Origin of the sequence: Hymenobacter cellulosivorans, assembly GCF_022919135.1 — a bacterium.
GTDB classification, from domain to species: domain Bacteria; phylum Bacteroidota; class Bacteroidia; order Cytophagales; family Hymenobacteraceae; genus Hymenobacter; species Hymenobacter cellulosivorans.
The window spans coordinates 1291481-1310351 of record NZ_CP095049.1 but is presented as its reverse complement, the minus strand read 5'-3'; the positions used below and the strand labels follow the sequence as shown (position 1 = coordinate 1310351).

Below are 18871 nucleotides of genomic sequence, written 5' to 3'. Positions count from 1 at the left end.
GTTTTTTATGGTGCGGTTTATCGAATCACCGGTGGCCGGTTGTTGGCCGTCAGGCCCGCGTTCAGCTTGCTGTGCTTGTAGCCGTAGTTGAAGTACAAGGCCAGGCCAATGATGAGCCAGCCGAAGAACAGCAACCAGTTGTTGATACCCAGCTGGGTCATCAAATACAGGTTGGTGAGCAAACCCAGCGTGGGCAGCAACGACAGGCGGCGGCGCACCGAGGCTACCGTCAGGTAGATGCAGAAGCCGAAGAACACCAGCATTGGGATGTAGTGCTGAAAGCCTTCCAGGCCCTCGGCCCCACCCACAATGCGGCCCATTTCACCGACGGCCTCGCCGTTGTAGACGAACAGCAGGACAATGCCGATGAGCATGAGCAGCGGCAGCAGAAACTGGCCGTTGATGTAGGGCACCTTGAAGCGGGCCTCGGAAGTACCGTGTGGGTCCAGAATCAGGATGCCGCCGCACACGAGGGCAAAGGCAAACAAGGTCCCGATGGAGGTCAGGTCGATAACCAGGTCCATGTTGAGCAGCAAGGCCGGCACGCCCACGAAGAAGCCCGTGACGATGGTGCTGAACGAAGGCGTGTGAAACTTGGGGTGTACCCGGCCGAAAATGGGGGGCAGCAGTCCGTCGCGGCTCATCGACATCCAAATGCGGGGCTGGCCGATCTGGAACACGAGCAGCACCGAGGCCATGGCAAAAATGGCGCTGACGGCTACCACGCCCGCCAGCTGGGGCAGACCTACTTTTTCGAACACAAACGCCAGCGGGTCGCCCACGCCCAGCTCCTTATACGACACCATACCGGTGAGTACCAGCGTGATGATGACGTAGAGAATGGTGCAGATAATCAGGGCATAAATCATGGCCCGGGGCAAGTCGCGCTGGGGGTTTTTGCACTCCTCGGCCGTGGTGCTAATAGCGTCGAAGCCGATGTAGGCGAAGAACACGGCCGACACGCCCTTGAGCACGCCGCTGATGCCGTTGGGGGCAAACGGCGTCCAGTTGGCGGGCTGCACGTAGAACACGCCCACGGCAATAACCACCGCCACCACAATCAGCTTGAGCAGTACCAGCAGGTTAGAGGCCGTTTTGGATTCCTTGATACCCACGTACACCACGGCCGTAATCAGGACGGTGATGAGGAAGGCGGGCAGGTCGCAGACGAGGCGGAAGTCGCCGAACAGCGCGGGGGCCGTATTCCAGGTTTTGTAGGCTTCCAGGGTAGCCGGGGCCACGTCGGTCAGGGGCTTGCCGTTCTGCATCAGCTCCAGCACTTCGTGGTAGCCCTTATAGGCGCTTTGGGTGCCCATGGTTAGGTAAGCCGGTATGTGTACCCCAATTCCCTCCATGAGCCCGGTAAAGTAGTCGGACCAGGAAATGGCCACCACGATGTTGCCCACGGCATATTCCATGATGAGGGCCCAGCCGATAATCCAGGCGGTAAGCTCCCCAAACGAGGCATAAGCATACGTGTAGGCCGAGCCGCTAATCGGGATGGTGGCGGCAAACTGGGCGTAGCACAAAGCCGAAAAAGCGCAGGCAATAGCCGTAAATACAAACAGCAACGACACGGCCGGCCCACCGTCGTGGCTGGCATTGCCGATGGTGCTGAAGATGCCGGCCCCAATGACGGCGGCAATGCCCAGGGCCGTCAGGTCGCGCACCGAGAGGTTGCGCTCCAGGCTGCCGTGGCCGTGGCCTTCCACATCGGCGGGCGGGTTTTGTAGAATAGCGCCGATATCCTTGCGGCGAAACAGATTCGAGAAAGAACTCATTTATGGGTTGTGAGGGAGCGGGGGAGTTTCAGGCCCAAAAGATAAAGAATAATGCGGCAGCGGCACATTATAGCGCCTTATAGCAGTAGCAGCCTGCTACTCCGGTCTACCCCTCCGCCGGGTACCCCAGCTGTGACTTCCGGGTTGAGCTTAAGTATGCGGCATTAAGCAGCAGCGAGCCCGACATCAAGAAACTCAACACCTATGCAGATGCCTAAGCACCAGCTGTGCCGGCGGCGCGGGCAGTATTGCCTGACAAAGCCAGCAAAAGCAACTCTGGCTTGAATTCGCTGGCCAGTACTACCTCAACTGGTAAAGTCCTTATTCCTATTCCCATACCGCTCCTTAAGCAGGATAATCACCTCCCAGGAGTTTGGACAGTACATCTTTTCCGCCGTTATTGCCCTGTTTTCTATCCTATCATCCCTTTCTATATGCAGCCTAATCGTTTACTTCAGGTATCAGCTTTACTAGTAGCGCTATTCGGTGCAAGCACTGCGGCCCAGGCTCAAGCTACTCCCGCTGATACGCTGCGCCAGTCGACGCGCCCGCAGCTCAACACACTGCCGCCCGCTAACCGGCCCGCCGCCGGCCCGGCCATCCCCTACCAGAACACCCTGCAGGTAAGCGAATCAGTACCGCCCCTCACCTTGGGTATTTCTCTGGGCTGGGGCGCACCCTATGGCTTCGGCCTTGAAGCAGCTTACCGCGTGCTGCCCGCCCTCGACGCCAACGTGGGCATCGGGTTGGGCTCCAGTGGAGGCAAAATAGGCGTGGGAACCCGGGCCTACCTGCCCAGCCGCGGCCGAAACCACTTGTTTGCCGGCACCAACTTGGTGTATTCGTCTTCTGAAGTAGCAGTCGATGTTGAGGACACGTACGGCGTAAAAGGCCGGTACGTAATTCACTCCAGCACCATGTTGCACCTCCGCGCCGGGCTGCACCACCAGTTTCGCCGCAATGCCCTGCAATTTGCCCTGGGCTACGGGGCCGTGCTGAGTCCTAACCCGGTCGTGGAGCTCCTTCCTGGGTACGGACCTGGCTCAGCAAATGCCCAAAACCTGGTCGAGCTAGTAGGGCCCGGCGGACTGGAAATATCGGTTTCTTTCCTGATTGGGCTGGGTCCCGGCAAAGTAACTGTGCGCTAACGTCCGGCTGCCTTATTCAAGCAGTTGGGGCACCTAGCACCCGCCGCAGCACCTGCTCCAGGGCGTCCAGCGTTACGACGTCGCCCTGCACCAGAATACGGCCGCGCTGCCAGAGCAGCATCTTGCGGGGCCGCTCGTCTTCGCCCGTGGTGCAAAACATAGGGCCGCCCAGGGCCGCACTGGTGTTGGGGCGGGTATAAAAGCCGGGGCGTTGCTGGGTGAAGCCGTAGCGAATGAGGGTATCGTGGAAATAGAGCATAGCGGTTACAAACTAAAGGTCTAGCTGGCAGGTACGTAGCGGCGCACAAAACAGCTACTCCGGGCGGGTAGCAGGCAGGGTGCGCAGAACTTTACGGGCGTCCAGTGCGCGTTGCCGACCAGCATCAAGCCCCAGGCACTGCTGCCGAAAGTCAGGGGCGTAAAAGGAGGCTATTCGAATGGTGCGCCGGTTAATCAAGTAGAAAACGTTGTCGTCGGCATCTTCCACCACGCACGTACCGGCGTTGTTCCCCGTCTCCCGGTCGTCCTTCACCTGCCATAGCAGTCCAGGGTCTAACTGCCGCCACGCCTGCTGTAGGGTAATGGGGCGCACCGGCTGCGGCAGTAGGTAGCGGTTGGTATCAGGCACCATGGTTCGGAAGGCCTGGTCTTCCTGGGCAAACTTTCTGGTCAGCTGGCCGGGGTAGTATTTTCCCTTGGTGCCCCGGTACGGGCTGGTGTAGGTGAAAAAGTCCACCTGGTTTTGGTGCTTGGCCAGAATCAGGTAGTTGGGAGAATTATTCCAACTCGAACCGCTATGGTAGATAATGGTGCTGTCGTAGTGCTGCTGAAAGAACCGGTGCAGCGGGGTGCTTTTTACCGTTGGCTGGGCCCATACAGAGCCAGCCAGCAGAAATTTTACCCCGATAACCAGCAGCAGCAAAACGACAGGACGAGGCATAGCAGGAAGGCCGAAAGCAGACTGAATCTGTCAAACGTATTTATTCTTTGGCAATTACCCGCGCACCAGGGTCGCCGCTCCGCCGCGTGTGGCAAGCTAGTGGCCGGCTTTCCGCGCCGTCTTGGCTTGCAGGGCCTGCAACTTCTGCCGGGTTTCGGGATACGAATAGATGGTCAGGGCTTTGCGGAATGCTTGTGCTGCGCTCTTTGGGTCACCGAGGGCACTGTAGTAGTCACCCATAGCATCGTACACGTTGAAGCTGTCGGGGTAGTTTTGCTCATTCAACTGAAAAAAGGCCCGGGCCGCCGCAAAGTCTTGCCGCCCCAGATAACTGTAGCCTATACGGTTGACCAGCGGTTCCGGGGGCCGCACCACGTAGTCCAATTGCCGGGAAACCAGCCGACAAACTGCCAGCAGCGAGTCCCGCATAGCCGGGGCGCTCAACTTGCTCACGGCGGGCTCCAGCAGCGCCACGTTGTCTATCGACAGCCGTTGGTGGGCGCTGAAAATGTAGCGCAGGCCATCGTACGTGCCGGGCAACGGTACCGAGTTGTGCCCTTCGGTCCGGTAGTACTTTGCCGACCACCGCAGCCCGCTTGCCGGGTGCTGCTTGAGTTCGGCAATAAAGTCGGGAACGGCCAGAAAGGCCCGGCGCTCAATGGTGTTGCGCACTGCGGCGGCGGCAGTGTCCCCGGCTTCCTTAAAGGCCGTGGCGACGGGCAGAAACAGGGTTTTGCCGGCAAACTTAGGCTGAGCCAGCAGACGGCCCGCTTCGCGCACCAGCTTCGTGTCGTCCCACCACAAACTCGGGTCGATAGCCACGTAGCTCTGAAACAAGTCGGGATGGTGCAGCAGGGTGTTGAGTACGAAGAGCCCGCCCAGAGAGGTGCCCACCAGCACGCGGTAGGGCGCCGGGGCGTAGGCAGAATCGATGCGGGGAATCAGCTCCTGCTGCAAAAAGCGGGTAAATGCCTCACCCCCGCCCGAGGTGGTAGCCCCGCGCCGGTCCATGTACAAGCCCGATTCAATGTGAGTGGGCGTCAGGTCCCGGATTCGGTCGGTGTTGTGAATAGCTACGATTATGGCCTCGGGCAATACGCGCTGCCCGCTGAGTTGCTTCAGAATCGTGGCCGTACTCTGAAATTGCGTTTCTCCGTCGAGCACATACAGTACCGGGTAGTGCTGCCGGCCAACCAGGGAGTCCTGGGCACTTTCTGGCACATATACCGTGTAGGTGCGCTGCTCCTTCAAAACGCGGGACTGGATGTGCCGGACGCTAGCGGTGGGTCCGCCAACCTGGGCCCGGGCCTGTCCGGAAAATACACTGCACAGTAGCAGGAAAAAGATTGTAAGCTTCATCGTTGACGTGGATAGATAATCGACACATAATAGCTGCCCCAGCAACTAGTGGACCTATAGGGCCGAAGGTAACTGAGCAAACCAACAAAGGTTACCGGCCAGACCTCTAGTAGCGCAGTTGGCCAGCCAGCTCCTGTTCCGGATTGAAGGTTACCTCTCCCACCCTTGGGGTGCTGCCCGTAGCAGCTTACCTGCCCTGTTCCAGGCGTTGCACCCGGCTCAGCAAATCCTGCAGGCTGGCTTCGAGGGTGCTGGCTGGGAACGGGACCGTGGGTAGCTGAAAGCTCAGGCGGCCCGTTACCCGCCACAGTTCTACTACCTCCGCCTGGGCAACCGTAACCGTCGTGGCAGCCTCTGCAGTAGGGCGTAGCTGCAGCTTACCGGGCTGCTCGGGTGTGGTAAATACATACTGCACCCGCAACTGCTGCCGGGTCACTACCACGTACAGCACCCCGTTCTGCGGAGTGGCACCGGGGGCTTCGGCCTGGGCAATAACCCAGTCGAGCGGAGCAAAAACGGGCGCCAGAGAAGCATCGGGCAGCTGAAATGCCCGGAACACGCCTTGCTGCACTTCCGGCAAGGGTAAATGCCAGGTAGGCAAATGCTGCGGGTAGGCCGGCTCAGAGCAGCGCTTAGGATAAGCTGCCAGCTGCTCCTGAGCCACCAGCCGCAGTTCGGCGCTCCTGGTAGCTGAGCCAGAACTCTTAGGACTCGCGCCGTAGCCTACCACCTGGTCTTCGGCGGCCAGAGTGGGCAGCGCCTCATCGGACACGTATTTTTTGGGGGCACTTGCGGCGGGACGGACCTCTTCGGCGGCAGGATCGGTGAATAACCAGTTAAGGTCAACACCGCGGCTATGCAGAAAGTGAATAAACTCCTTGGGCAGGCCTTCCTTGCGGCCATTCTCCAGCTGGCTGATGTCGCGCTGGGACAAACCACTGCCCTGGGCCATTTCCAGCTGGGTCATGTTGAACTCCTGACGAATTGTGCGCAGCTTGGCAGGAATCCACTCCATTAAAATTTATTCAAAAAACGAATCAAAAATTTGGATACTATTCAAAATAAGAATAAGATTGTATCCGTTACCCTAACAAATATGCTTACCCCATTCCCCCTGTGCAAGTATCCACTACTTACTGCTAGGTGATTTATTTGAAAAGGTCTGTTGCTCTAAGACCTTTTCTATTGCTTCTACCTTTTACCTGCGGTGCCTTTCGGCAGCAGGTGAATTTTCATATTCAATACTGCCTCGCCTGGCCAGCGGGGCCCGCGCCTATTCATAGGTCGCTCCCGCCCTTTCTACTCTACCTATTTGCATCCTACTCCTATGGCATGGGCCCTAGGCAGAATCCCTTTGTCCTTACTGAAGCATCTTATGAGCACACATTTACTCTTTTTGTATCTGCTACGGAAACAGGCAAGCAAGCTTTTATGGGTCCTAAGCATTTTCCTGCACCTTCCTGCTACAGCTCAGATCGTGAACCGTTTGAGCGCCGGGACGCCGCCGCCGCCGGAAGCGGCGGCCTTAGGCAAGTTTGCTGAAACACCCGTCAGCCTCTTTACTGGCGTACCCGATATTTCTATTCCAATCTATGAAGTGAAGTTGCGCGGGGTCACGCTCCCCATCAGCTTAAATTACCATGCCAGCGGGGTCCGAGTGACCGAAGTGGCCAGTAGCGTTGGCTTAAGCTGGGCTTTGCAAGCCGGGGGCAGCATTTCCTCTACTGTGATGGGCCTCGATGACTTTCGCGGCAGCGCTACCGGGGCCGGCTATACCAATACTTATCGTATCCCAACCGACCGCCGGTTAGTGCCCATCTATCCCGAAACGGATTATAGTTTCTGCATGTATGCTACGGCAACGCCAAACGCCTACCAGAACACTGTCTTAGCGGGCTTCGACACGCAACCTGACCTCTTTTATTACAACTTCTGCGGCCGCAGCGGAAAGTTCTTCTACACGCAGGATCGGCAGCCGCATACAATGCCTTATACCCCTATAGTTATTCAGCGCGGCACCGAGCGCTATACAATTACCGACGAGGCCGGTAACAAGTACCTCTACACTGCACTAGAAGAATCCTACACCTACATTACCCGCTCTGGTGGCCGCTCTAGCCCCCAAGATGATTACAAGCCGCGTTCAACGGCCTACTATTTAACGGCCGTTGAGACTCCATACCATGAGTCTATCACGCTCACCTATGACACGCTCACCTACCATTATCAGAACCTGGGCAGCTATACACGCTACAAAACGTTTGCTACCGAGGCGAACGGTCTAAATCAAGGGTGCTTTGATAAGGAGCCAACATCCACTACCAGCATTACCAAAGTGCGGAGCCTGCAGCTAGCGACGATTCGCTCTAGCCGAGGTGATTTTGTAGAATTTGACTACAGCACCTGCAAGCGTCTCGACCTGGCTAATGCCGAGGCGCTCAAACGCATCACCGTACATCAGGGCTCGACCACCCGAACATTCAACCTGGGATATGGCTACTTCAACCTGCCTCAGTCTACCTCCGACTGCGACCATTCTGGCTTTCAGGGCCTGCGTGATGATCATCGGTTAAAGTTGACGAGCGTTACGGAAGTAGGCAAGCCGAGCTATGTTATTACCTATCACGAGGAAGTGGCGATGCCTTCGCGCTTGAGCACAGCGCAGGATCATTGGGGCTATTTTAATAATTGGGATGGAGGCCTGCTTCCAGCCGAACCAAGCAAAGGCTTCATTGAAGGAGGGCGTCGGGAACCCGATGCAGCGGCAATGAAAGTGGGCATTATTAAAAGCTTACAGTACCCGACCGGCGGCCGCACGACCTATGAGTTTGAACCCAATGATTTCTATTCGCCACCCGGCACTATCGCCTACGACACCCTTGTACATGCCGTATCGTTTATATCGACTCCCGACGATGACCACATACCGCTGCCGAGTGAAGTCGTAATCCAAGAAGTTTCTTTCACGGTACCTGCCAACGTTCAGCTATACTCTATGCAAGCTCGCTACCGCACCGGCTGCGGGGTGGGCGAAAATCAAATTACCCCTCAGTTTCGGCTGAATCTGACTGGCCCCAATGGCTTCACCAAAACCTTTGCCTCTTTCGTCAATGCCGACCGCGAGGAAACCCTTAATCTGGCGCCGGGCACGTACCACATGACGGCCACCACCGTTGGCAACTGTCCCGCCAACTACTTTTACCTGCAGTGGATGGAGCACAAGAGCCGGTCTACTCCTGGCTCCAATGTCTTGGCCGGCGGCCTGCGTATTCGCGAGGTGAGGGACACCCCCCAGCCTGGGGCCGAGCCCCTACGCCGGCGGTACCGCTATGCGTTACCCACCGACTCACTGCGCAGCAGTGGCCGGACCCTACACGTGCCTCAGTATTCTTACGAGATAACGCAATACAACCGCGACCCTGCCGCGCCGGATCGAATCAGTACGGTATGTCGGTATCAAGCTCAGTCCTCTAACAGCGTCCAGTCACTGGGCGGGGTACAAGGCGCCAGTGCAGGCTACCCCTACGTGCAGGTATATCGTGACCGGCGGGGCGAGCAGGGCATGAGTGCCCATACCTTTTCGTGGGAAGACGATTTACAATATTTCGTTGGGTATCCCTTCACGCCGCCCACCAGCATGGACTGGCAACGGGGGCTGCCCCTTGAAATAATTGACTATTCGTACAACAACGCTACGGGGAAATACCAGCCGCTTCGCAAGACCAGAAATCGTTACCATCATAACTATACCCCACCTACCAATTACAGCTGTGAAGACTGCGCCAACTATACTGTTCCTACGCAGCCGAATGAATCTCATGCTATTGGCCTGAACATCATCCTGCAGCGGCCCGAAACGATTGTCAAGCCTATCGGCTGGGGACCTAGCACTGTCAGCCCGGCTCAGTTCTTAATTGAATCGTTCAAGTATACCTCCGTGTGGAGCTACCTGACAGAGAAGGATGAGTACTCGTACAGCCCCTCGGATAGTACTAGCTACCACTTGGTTAAAACCTTCTATAAATACGACAACCCTACCCATGCCCAACTCACCCGCACCCAGACGCTGACCAGTGCCGGCGATACGATGACCACCAGACAGCTGTACGCCTTGGATTATGACACGGCCAACGCGGCCAGCGCTGTAGCCCTCGGCCTTAAGTCGCTGGCCCGGCGGCATATTCTGACCGATATTGTTGAACAGCAGCAGTGGCTCAAGAAACAAGGCGCGAGTTATTTGCTGGGTGGCAAACTAGCGCAATACCGGGGCACTTTGCCCAGCCAGGATTTCGCGCTGCAAGCAGCAAGCCCGATTCCGGCCTCGCAGTTTACCTCATCTGCCATCCGCAATGGGAGCTTCCTCCAGGACCGCCGCTACCGCCCCACACTGGCTTATGAGCTATTTGACGGCTTGGGCAACATTCTGCAAGCCCGCCAATTTCAGGCTGGTCCGCAAAGTTTTCTGTGGGGCTATTCGGCCACGCAGCCCGTGGCTCGGGCCCAGAATGCGGAATACAACCAACTAGCGTATACCAGCTTCGAAGCTGGCTGCCCCAGTCGCTGGCGCCACCCGAGCCTCTACGTGACGGCCGGCGGGCATACCGGTCAGCAATGTTACCAACTCCTCAGCCCGGTTAGCTGCGATTCTCTGCCAGCGGGTAAGTATCAGCTCTCCTTTTGGGCTACCGCATCGCCTGACATCACTCAAAATGGGCAACTCCTACCAATTGTAGTTCAACCTATCGGTCCCACCGACCCCAATGGCTTCCGCCAGTACACCGGCACGCTACAGCTGAGTGCCACCCGCAACCAGGTGACCTTGTCGAGTAATCAAGCCCTGCGCCTCGACGAGCTCCGACTGCATCCGGCAGAGGCCCAGCTTACGACCTATACCCACGACCCGCTGACTGGCATAACCTCCCAAACGGATGTGAACGGCCGAACGGCCAGCTACGAGTACGATGCGTTGGGTCGCTTACAGCGGATTCGGGATGAGCAAGGCAATATCCTGACCCAACAGGAATACCACTACGCCCGGCCGTAGCCCTCTTCTGCCCTTCTATTCTGGTTTTATCGCCTCCATTTAATCTGTGGCTCGTATGCGTATACCTTCTACTTTCACCTTTCTGCTGACCCTGCTCTGCCTCTCGCTAGGCCTGGAGCACGCAGTAGCTCAGACTATTCCCCACCAAGGAGAAGTACCCGATAGCACCGAACTACGCGTGCTGCGGCAGTTTTACTACGCCACCGACGGCCCTGCCTGGACTCACCACGAACAGTGGCTCGCTGGCTCGACGTTAGCTGATGCAGCCACCTGGCAGGGTGTACAGGTTGGCAACGGTGACATTGTAAGTCTGCGCTTGCCAAGTAATAACCTCACTGGCTCCTTACCCACGAGCCTGGGATTGCTCAGCCAACTACATTATCTGACATTGAGTGGCAACAGCAGCTTAGGAGGCTCCATCCCAGCCACTCTGGGCCAAAGTGATTTATATAATCTGGATCTGAGCGCTTGTCAGTTCACAGGCCTACTGCCTCCTGAATTGAGTTCTTGCCATAACCTCTCGGTGCTTAATCTAAATGCTAACCGACTGACAGGCTCGATTCCGCCTGAACTAGCGACGTTGCCGCTTACCTATTTGATGCTAGCCAACAACCAACTTAGTGGCGCTATTCCAGCGGCTCTTGGGCAGATACCATCCATGTCGACGTTGGCTCTTAGCTACAACCACTTATCGGGCGCCATTCCAAGCTCGGTGCGCTATCTGGAGAATCTTACTTACTGCTTTCTAGATCATAACCAGCTTAGTGGTAGCATTCCCAAGGAATTTGCCCAATGTAGGTACCTAACTCAACTCAACCTGAGCAATAATAAATTGCAGGGAAGCATGCCGGACGAGCTGACCAGTCTCCCTCAGCTAACTTGGCTGGTTGCTAACCACAATGCCTTGACCTTCATACCGTCCTGGGCAGATAAGACTAACATTCCCAATTTCTTGAGGGTGCAAAACAACTTTCTGGATTTTGGCTCTATCGAACCCAACTTCCAGGGCATAGCTTACCCCTTGCCTTTGCAATTTGAATATAGCAATCAGCAAACGTTACCGGCAGATACCATTCGTGGCTTGCCGGGCACGACGAAGACGCTCCACCGAGGCATGCCCGGTACGCGCAATCACTACCAGTGGGAGCGGCAGATAGGTGGTGCCTGGGTTGACATTCCCGGCGCCACAGACACTACTCTGACTCTCGCACATCTAGCCTCCGCTCAGGGCGGTTTATACCGCAGCCGGGTCTGGAATGACCTAGTTATTACCTGGGGCCACTACCAATACCTATACACCCGCCCACAATATCTGGTAATTCTACCTTACCAGCCACTGGCCGAAAACGTGCCCGTAGATACTGAAAATGAGGCTCCACTGACCGATCTGCTGGCACCCGAAGCCTTTCGGGGCCATCCCGACTCGCTGTATTTGAACTACGTGCGGACCTACCAGGCCCGCGTTGCGATAAGCTCGCCGCAACGCCTAACTCGGGCGTCGGTTGATTCGGTTCAGGTCAAGACGGACTATCTGGATGGCTTGGCCCGACCAATACAAACGGTCCTGCGTCAGGAGTCGCCCCAACGCCGCGACATCATTCAGCCGGTAGCGTACGATGCTTTAGGCCGGCAGCCCAAAACGTATCTGCCGTACACAGCCCCCAATGCCGCAGGCTCTTTGGGTGATTACCACCCCGATGGGCTACGAGAGCAGTACAATTTTTACCATGCCACCCCGTCTGGCTCAAATACTGCTATCAGCGGGATAGCACGCACCGGCGTACCCTACAGCGAGTCAGCATTTGAGGCCTCTCCCCTAAACCGGATTGTTGCGCAGGCAGCTCCCGGAGAAGCTTGGCAATTATCTACCGACCATGTCGTAACGCTGCAAGAGCGGCCCAACACTGTGGCTGATGATGTGCAACGCTATTCCGCCGGGTATGGCAGTCTCACCGCTGAGCTGTTGCCGCACGGAGTGTATGCAGCTGGGGAGCTATGGGTAAAGGAAACCCGCAATGAGCAACATGCCCGCACGCTCGAATTTCAGGACAAGCAAAATCAGGTTATCCTGAAACGAGTCGAAACCGGGATTCCGAAACGAAACCAGCCCGCGCCTCAGTGGCTGGATACGTATTATGTGTACGATGATTTCAATCACCTGCGCGCAGTACTGCCACCCAAAGCCGTAGCCTTACTGCGCCAGCAACAGTGGCACTTCAGCGCCGCAGTCGAAAACCTGCTTTTTCGCTACCGCTACGATGACCGAGGCCGTGTTATTGCCAAGCAAGTACCCGGCACCCAGGGAGAAACCCAATTGGTGTACGACCAGCTAGACCGTGTTATTCTAAGCCAGGATGCGGCCCAACGGCAACGCCATGAGTGGTCATTCACGAAGTATGATGCCCTGAACCGTCCGGTTATTACGGGACTTTGCCGCCGGGCTGCTCGTCAAGACTCTCTGCAAAGCGAAGCCAACCGGACTTCGGCGCAATATGAGCAGCGCACTGCGGCTACCACGAGCCCACAACACTATACGCTTGACCACGCATATCCACAATTCTCTGCCCAGAGCCAGTTCACGCAGTACCAGGTTCTAACGGCTTCTTATTACGATGACTATAATTTCGACAATGACCTAGCTGGCCAACCCGATGCCACTTACGATACACAATACAACAGCCAGTTCAGTAGCCCCGCCCCTACTCCCGATACCCGCGTAACAGGCCTGGTAACCCGCACCTGCGTACGTGTGCTGGGCATCCCCGAGTCGGCGGCGGGTGCTTGGCTCACGACGACGAGCTTCTATGACGTGCAGGCCCGGCCGATTCAGGTGCGCAGCACCAACGCCCGGGGCGGCGAGGACATCAGTACTTCCCAGCTGGACTTTGCCGGCAAGGTCCTGAAAAGCTACACGGTTCATTCCGACCCTCGCTCGTTGCCTACCCCCGTAACCGTGGCCGAATCCTTTACTTACGACCACGCCGGCCGTCTGCTTACCAATGCCCAGCAACTACCTGGTGAAGTACAACCCACGGTTCTGGCTACGCTGCACTACAATGAAATAGGGCAGCTGCAGCAGAAACAGCTGACGTTAGGCGCTCAAAACGTCGATTATCAGTACAATATCCGCGGGTGGCTCACTCACCTCAACGACGCCGCGCAGCGCGACCCCAACGACTTGTGGGGTATGGAGCTATACTATAATCACGGATTCACCCGGGACTATCATCAGTATGGCGGTAACATCACTGGGCAGAAGTGGCGCAGCAAGTCTGACTCAGTTACGCGCGCCTACGGCTACATCTACGACCTTAGCAGCCGCCTGCTGCAAGGCGACTTTGTGGCCCGCGCCGCTACGGGCACCTGGACTGCCGAAAAGCAGAATTACGGCTTACATTACGTCAGCTATGACGAGAACGGCAACATTCTCTCCCTACAACGCCGGGGCTTAATTGCCAACGCTACCCAATCTACGCCCAAGCAGTACGGCCCCATCGATGCGCTTGCCTATACCTACAAAGGCAACCAACTGACCACCGTTGACGACGCAGTCACTGCAAACCGGCCCACCAATGGCACGGCATCCTTGGCCGGCGACTTCCAGGACCAAGCCGCTGCTACGGCTTCAACTGGCCAGGATGAGTATACCTACGACGCCAACGGTAACCTTACCGCCGACCGCAACAAGGGCATCACCACCATTCATTACAACCACCTGAACCTGCCCCGCCGCATTGCTTTCGGCAACGACTCTATCGTGTACCGCTACAGCGCTACTGGCCAGAAGGTGGCGAAGCTGGTATATCAGACTGGCAAGCCCACTCAACAAACCGATTATGCTGCCAGCTTCCAATATGAGCAGGACTCCTTGCTCTTTTTCCCGCACGCCGAAGGCCGGGTGCTACGCTTTGTACGGCGCGACGAAACCAACCAGACCCATACCCGCTACACTCGGGAGTTCAGCCTCAAAGACCATCTGGGCAATTTGCGGGTAGCCTATCGCACCGGTCAGCCAGCCATCTTTACGGCCACTATGGAAAAGGACCCTGCTAGCGTAGCCCGCCGCGAGGAACAACAATTCGATTCCGTAAGTATTGCCAGCACCCGTTTTCAAGCTGGACCCGTAGCCCGTACTGGGTCATACATAGCCCGTCTCAATGCTGCCATTGGTCAGCCTTTAGGGCCAATGAAAGTGTTGCACGTACAAAAAGGCGACACTGTACAGGTAGTTGCGCCTGGCATTTACCAGCAGGAAGTCCGGGACCTTAACTTCGGCTTCTCCTTGGCAACCTTTGCAGCTACTCTTCTCCAGCAACAGTCCCAAACGGCTACTACCTCCGAGTCCTCACGTAAGTTTCGGTCGTTACCGTTCCTAGGCCTAAGCCTGTCGGTGCTACCCGTTCTCCAGCAAGTTGCTCGGGTTCCCAAAGGATATGTTCGTCTGCTCGTCTTCAACCAGGACTCTGTGCTGGTATCAATCCAGACTAAGCAGCTCACCAGTGCCGCCCGGAACAATTATGAGGAGCTTCATCTCAACATTATCTCTCCCACCGATGGCTACATCCAGGCCTACGTCGGCAACGAAAGCGACGTGGACGTGGGCTTCGACGACGTAAAAGTGATGTACAAACCTACTTTAGTCATTCAAGAAAACCACTACGACCCTTGGGGCATGAATCTGGCCGGGATTGAGCGGAGCGGTAGTGGTTTTGAAAATAAATTTCAGTATAATGGGAAGGAAAAGCAGTTAGAGTTTGGCCTTAACTGGCAGGACTACGGTGCTCGTATGTACGACGCACAACTAGGACGTTGGCATGCTGTAGATCCGTTGGCTGAGAACAGCATCTTTGTTTCACCCTATCATTACGTATGTAATAACCCAACAAACAGTATAGATCCTGATGGCAAAGATTGGTATAAAAACAATGATTCGGGCGCTGTAATATGGCAAGATAGCAAAACCAAAGAACAAGAAATAGAAGGGCAAAAATACTCTAATGTTGGAGCGAACTATAAGCAGGACCTTGGACAGGGTGTCACGCTTAACTATACGCAAAATGAAGTCACTTCTATAACTTATACAGCAGTTGAAAACTCCAGTTGGGTATCACAAATTACAGAAAATGTAAATTGTTACGAAGCATCGAAAATGATTTTAAACAACGATGGAGTAGAAACAGCTGATAGAACCCATGAAATATTAATAGCTAATAAAACAAAAGAAGGTAGGGCTGGCGACGCTAGTAATCAGGCACCAAATGGGCTCAATGAAATAGACAAGGCAATAGACAGGGGCAACGGAATCATACTAGGTGTTGACTATCACGATGGATCACCTAATCATGATGGTATGACCGATCATTTTATTGTGGTATCAGGAAGAACTGACGTTTTAAAGAAAGGTGTAGTTACGTCTAGCACATACAATTATCTTGATCCAAGAACTGCTCACAAAAACAAAGGAGTATCCCCAAACAACATTTTAACAGTAGAAAGTGACGGGAAATTGACTGGCAGTTATGACAACTACCACTACACTGGAACTACAGTAAGAAAAAACCAATGAAATATTTACAAATAAACGCAGTATGCTTGGTACTATTGAGCAACATTACTCAATACAATAAAAACACTGGTAATTTCAGCCAATTTATTAAGAACGCTAGAAACATCAACGTATCAAAAAACTATTCAAGCGACTCCATTCATGCGTTAACGAAAAAACAAGCTATAAATATTAACAAGGACTACTGGTCACTTATCATTGATAATAAATCAAAATGGCCCTTTGAAAAAAATTATTATTATAAACTATATGGAAAATCGATTGTAAACAACAAAGTAGTTGCTCTTTTTTATACAAGATCTTTTTTTCCAAAAAACATCGAAAAAGAAGCAACAGAAACAGTAATCGCCACATTCTCTTATCAAGGAAAGCTTATAGATTCTCTGCCTATTCAAGGAAGTATTGGAGATGACTTAAATTTCGTCAGCATCATTCGCAGGGATTATAAAATAACAACAAATTACGAATCATACGTAAATAATCAGAGGACTACATACACCAAGGCATATATAATAGAGCCCTCTGGATTAATAACATCTTTATAAGTAGCGCCACTCGTAGTTGCATTAACAATACCTAAACCTTTTACCCCAGGAAATACTTTTCCTGGGGTATGAAGAATCTGCTGCTCCTTATCCTCTTACTCCTTACCAACGCCTGCGCCTTCAAGCCCACGAACAAGCACGACGTCTTCCAAGCTCAGGCTCAGCTACCCCAAGAAGAAGCGCCGCACTTGCGCAACTCCCTGGAGTGGTGGTACTTCACAGGACATCTGAAAGACAAGGCAACGGGGGAAATGTATGGGGTCGAATACGTCTTCTTCCACTTCAACCCCACCGGCAAGAAGGACTGGCAGATGGTGAACTTTGCCCTGACCGACCCGCAGCAGAAGCAGTTTCGCTACGACTATAAGCTGGAGAGCCTGCCGGAGTTGCTGCCCGCCACCCTGCCCCTGAACCTTTCGATGCAAAAGAAGTCCCAACAGTGGAGTCTGACCGGGCAGGAAGGTGCTTACCATTTGCAGGCCCGCATGGCCGACCATGCCGGGCACGCTATTAATCTAATTACGAAGCCTGCCAAACCGGTGCTGCTGCACGGCGGCACCGGTTACGAGCAATACGGGCCCGTAGCCAAGGCTGGCTACTACAGCTACTCCCGCCTCGCTACGGCTGGCACCATCGAAGTGGGTGGCAAGCAACGGCAGGTGGAAGGCGAGCTGTGGTACGACCGGCAGTGGAACTGCAATTCGGTAATGAGCAAGGACACCGGCTGGGATTGGCTCAGCATTCAGCTCGATGAGCCCCGCACCGAGATTATGACCTACCAGCTGCGCAACAACATCACCGGGGAAAGCATCAAAGGCGGCTCCCACTACTCAGCCCAGAACCAGAACGCACACCTGGACGGCGCCGATTTTCAGCTGGAACCCCTGGAATACTGGGTAAGCCCCCGATCCAAGCAGCGCTACCCCGTCAAGTGGCGCCTGCGCATTCCCAGCCAGGGCTACGATTTGATGATCGAGCCCGTCATGCCCAATCAGGAACTGAGCCTGCGCCTGTTTAAGGCCATCAACCTGCACTACTGGGAAGGCATGTGCAAAGTCACGGGCACGCATAATGGTAAGCCCGTGACGGGCAACAGCTACGTGGAAATCACCAACCCGGCCGGGGCTGCTGCGGCCCGCAAAGCGGCGGCCACGGCCGTATCAGAGCAGCGCTAGCCGTTCAGCACTACCCGGAACGTGGTGCCCTTGCCCACCTCCGACCAACGCACGTATAGCCGGCCTTGGTGATAATTTTCGATAATCCGCTTGGCCAGGGCCAGCCCTAGCCCCAGCCCCGCTTCTTGGTAGTGAAGCCCGGGAGAAAGACCGTTTCAATCTTGCTCTTGGGAATACCCTTGCCGGTATCGGTGATGTCGAGGGCTATAAGCTGCTTGCCCTTGGTGGCCCGCCGCAGGTGCAGGGTAATGCTGCCTTTGCCATCCATGGCGTCTACCGCGTTTTTGCAGATATTCTCGATTACCCAGTCGAATAGCGGCACGTTGATTTGGGCGGGCGTATCGGTTGGCAGGTCAGTTTTGATTTCAAAAATCACCTTCTTCGATACTCGGCTTTGCAGGTAGGCAATGGCGTTTTTGGTAGCCTGGAGGATGTTCTCATCCTTGAGGACTGGCACCGAGCCGATGTTGCTAAACCGCTCGGTAATGATTTCCAGGCGGCGCACATCCTTGCCCAACTCGTCTACGATGGGCTCATTCTGCCATTTTTCCGAATCCTTGAGGTAAGTATGCCAGGCCATCAGGCTGCTTAGCGGTGTGCCCAACTGGTGAGCCGTTTCTTTGGCTAGACCCACCCACACCCGGTTTTGCTCGGCCCGGCGGGAATAGCTGAACGAGAAGTAGGCCATAACGCCCAAGCAGGTAATAACAGCCAGCTGTACCAGCGGGTAGGTGCGCAGCTGGGTCAGCAGTTGGGAGTCTTTGTAGTAAATGTAGTTGCGCAGGCCAGCCCCCAGCTCCACCACGATGGGCGGATGCTGCAGTTTCATAACGGCAATTTCGCGCCGCAGAAAGTTCAGCGCGGCCTTCTCCGACACGTTCTTGGGAATATCCACGTTGCGGGTACCCAGAATGTTGGCATCCCCATCGGTGAAGATGATGGGGATGGTGGTGTTGGCATTGATGATTTCCTCGAATACAAAATTGGTGTTCGAGTCCACCTCCGAGTTGATGATGAAACGCTGGGCCTTGGCATAGAGGTCAATCTGCTGCTGCTCCCTTTCCGACAGCCGCTTCACCAGAATGTTGGTATATACCACCGTGGCCGCGGCAATCAGGATGGCGCCGGCTAGAATACCGAGCTTAATCCGGGATTTTTGATCGTAAATGGGTAGCACTTGCCGGGAAAACGAGAAAAAGGCCATGACTGCAGAAAGCGGAGGTACTCTCCTTGGCGAAGGTAAGCAGCGCCGGGCAGCCCGGCGCGTGTGCGGTCCTAACGCAGGAACCCAAGCGGAGTTATTTTTAACCCAA

At 55.1% G+C, this 18871-nt stretch carries 12 protein-coding genes; 5 read left to right on the top strand and 7 right to left on the bottom strand.

The window, feature by feature from the left end; all coding sequences use genetic code 11:
- Positions 1–17 precede the first annotated feature (17 nt).
- Complete coding sequence (locus tag MUN80_RS05635) at positions 18–1781, bottom strand: amino acid permease (RefSeq protein ID WP_244720723.1); 1764 nt, start codon at positions 1779–1781, stop codon at positions 18–20.
- Positions 1782–2215: 434 nt separating this feature from the next.
- Between MUN80_RS05635 and MUN80_RS05630 the strand changes: the two genes are divergently transcribed.
- A complete protein-coding gene (locus tag MUN80_RS05630; protein ID WP_244720721.1) occupies positions 2216–2929 on the top strand; it encodes a hypothetical protein in 714 nt (237 codons plus the stop codon).
- Positions 2930–2945: 16 nt separating this feature from the next.
- Here the strand turns inward: MUN80_RS05630 and MUN80_RS05625 are convergent, their stop codons facing one another.
- The 4 genes from MUN80_RS05625 to MUN80_RS05610 form a co-directional block, all read right to left on the bottom strand.
- On the bottom strand, positions 2946–3188 hold the full coding sequence (locus MUN80_RS05625; protein WP_244720719.1) for a hypothetical protein: 243 nt from the start codon (positions 3186–3188) through the stop codon (positions 2946–2948).
- Between the two features lie 54 nt (positions 3189–3242).
- A complete protein-coding gene (locus MUN80_RS05620) occupies positions 3243–3869 on the bottom strand; it encodes a hypothetical protein (protein WP_244720717.1) in 627 nt (208 codons plus the stop codon).
- Between the two features lie 96 nt (positions 3870–3965).
- Complete coding sequence (locus MUN80_RS05615) at positions 3966–5228, bottom strand: alpha/beta hydrolase-fold protein (protein ID WP_244720715.1); 1263 nt, start codon at positions 5226–5228, stop codon at positions 3966–3968.
- A gap of 187 nt (positions 5229–5415) precedes the next feature.
- Complete coding sequence (locus tag MUN80_RS05610; RefSeq protein ID WP_244720711.1) at positions 5416–6243, bottom strand: helix-turn-helix domain-containing protein; 828 nt, start codon at positions 6241–6243, stop codon at positions 5416–5418.
- Between the two features lie 360 nt (positions 6244–6603).
- On the opposite strand from MUN80_RS05610, the gene MUN80_RS05605 reads away from it, so the two are divergent.
- The 4 genes from MUN80_RS05605 (at position 6604) to MUN80_RS05590 (ending at position 17558) form a co-directional block, all read left to right on the top strand.
- Positions 6604–10272 (top strand): RHS repeat protein, encoded by a 3669-nt coding sequence (locus MUN80_RS05605; protein ID WP_244720708.1) that lies wholly within the window; start codon positions 6604–6606, stop codon positions 10270–10272.
- 55 nt (positions 10273–10327) lie between these two features.
- Positions 10328–15838, top strand: a complete 5511-nt coding sequence (locus MUN80_RS05600) for a DUF6443 domain-containing protein (RefSeq protein WP_244720705.1) — start codon at positions 10328–10330, stop codon at positions 15836–15838.
- Positions 15839–15873: 35 nt separating this feature from the next.
- Positions 15874–16383, top strand: coding sequence for a hypothetical protein (locus MUN80_RS05595; RefSeq protein ID WP_244720703.1), 510 nt, complete (start codon positions 15874–15876; stop codon positions 16381–16383).
- A gap of 68 nt (positions 16384–16451) precedes the next feature.
- Complete coding sequence (locus MUN80_RS05590) at positions 16452–17558, top strand: lipocalin-like domain-containing protein (RefSeq protein ID WP_244720700.1); 1107 nt, start codon at positions 16452–16454, stop codon at positions 17556–17558.
- Here MUN80_RS05590 and MUN80_RS26175 read toward each other — a convergent pair.
- Positions 17555–17641, bottom strand: a complete 87-nt coding sequence (locus tag MUN80_RS26175; protein WP_375373984.1) for a hypothetical protein — start codon at positions 17639–17641, stop codon at positions 17555–17557. The genes MUN80_RS05590 and MUN80_RS26175 overlap by 4 nt on opposite strands.
- A 23-nt stretch (positions 17642–17664) precedes the next feature.
- Positions 17665–18762: an ATP-binding protein gene (locus tag MUN80_RS05585; RefSeq protein ID WP_311136274.1), complete on the bottom strand. Its 1098-nt coding sequence runs from the start codon at positions 18760–18762 to the stop codon at positions 17665–17667.
- Between the last annotated feature and the right edge of the window lie 109 nt (positions 18763–18871).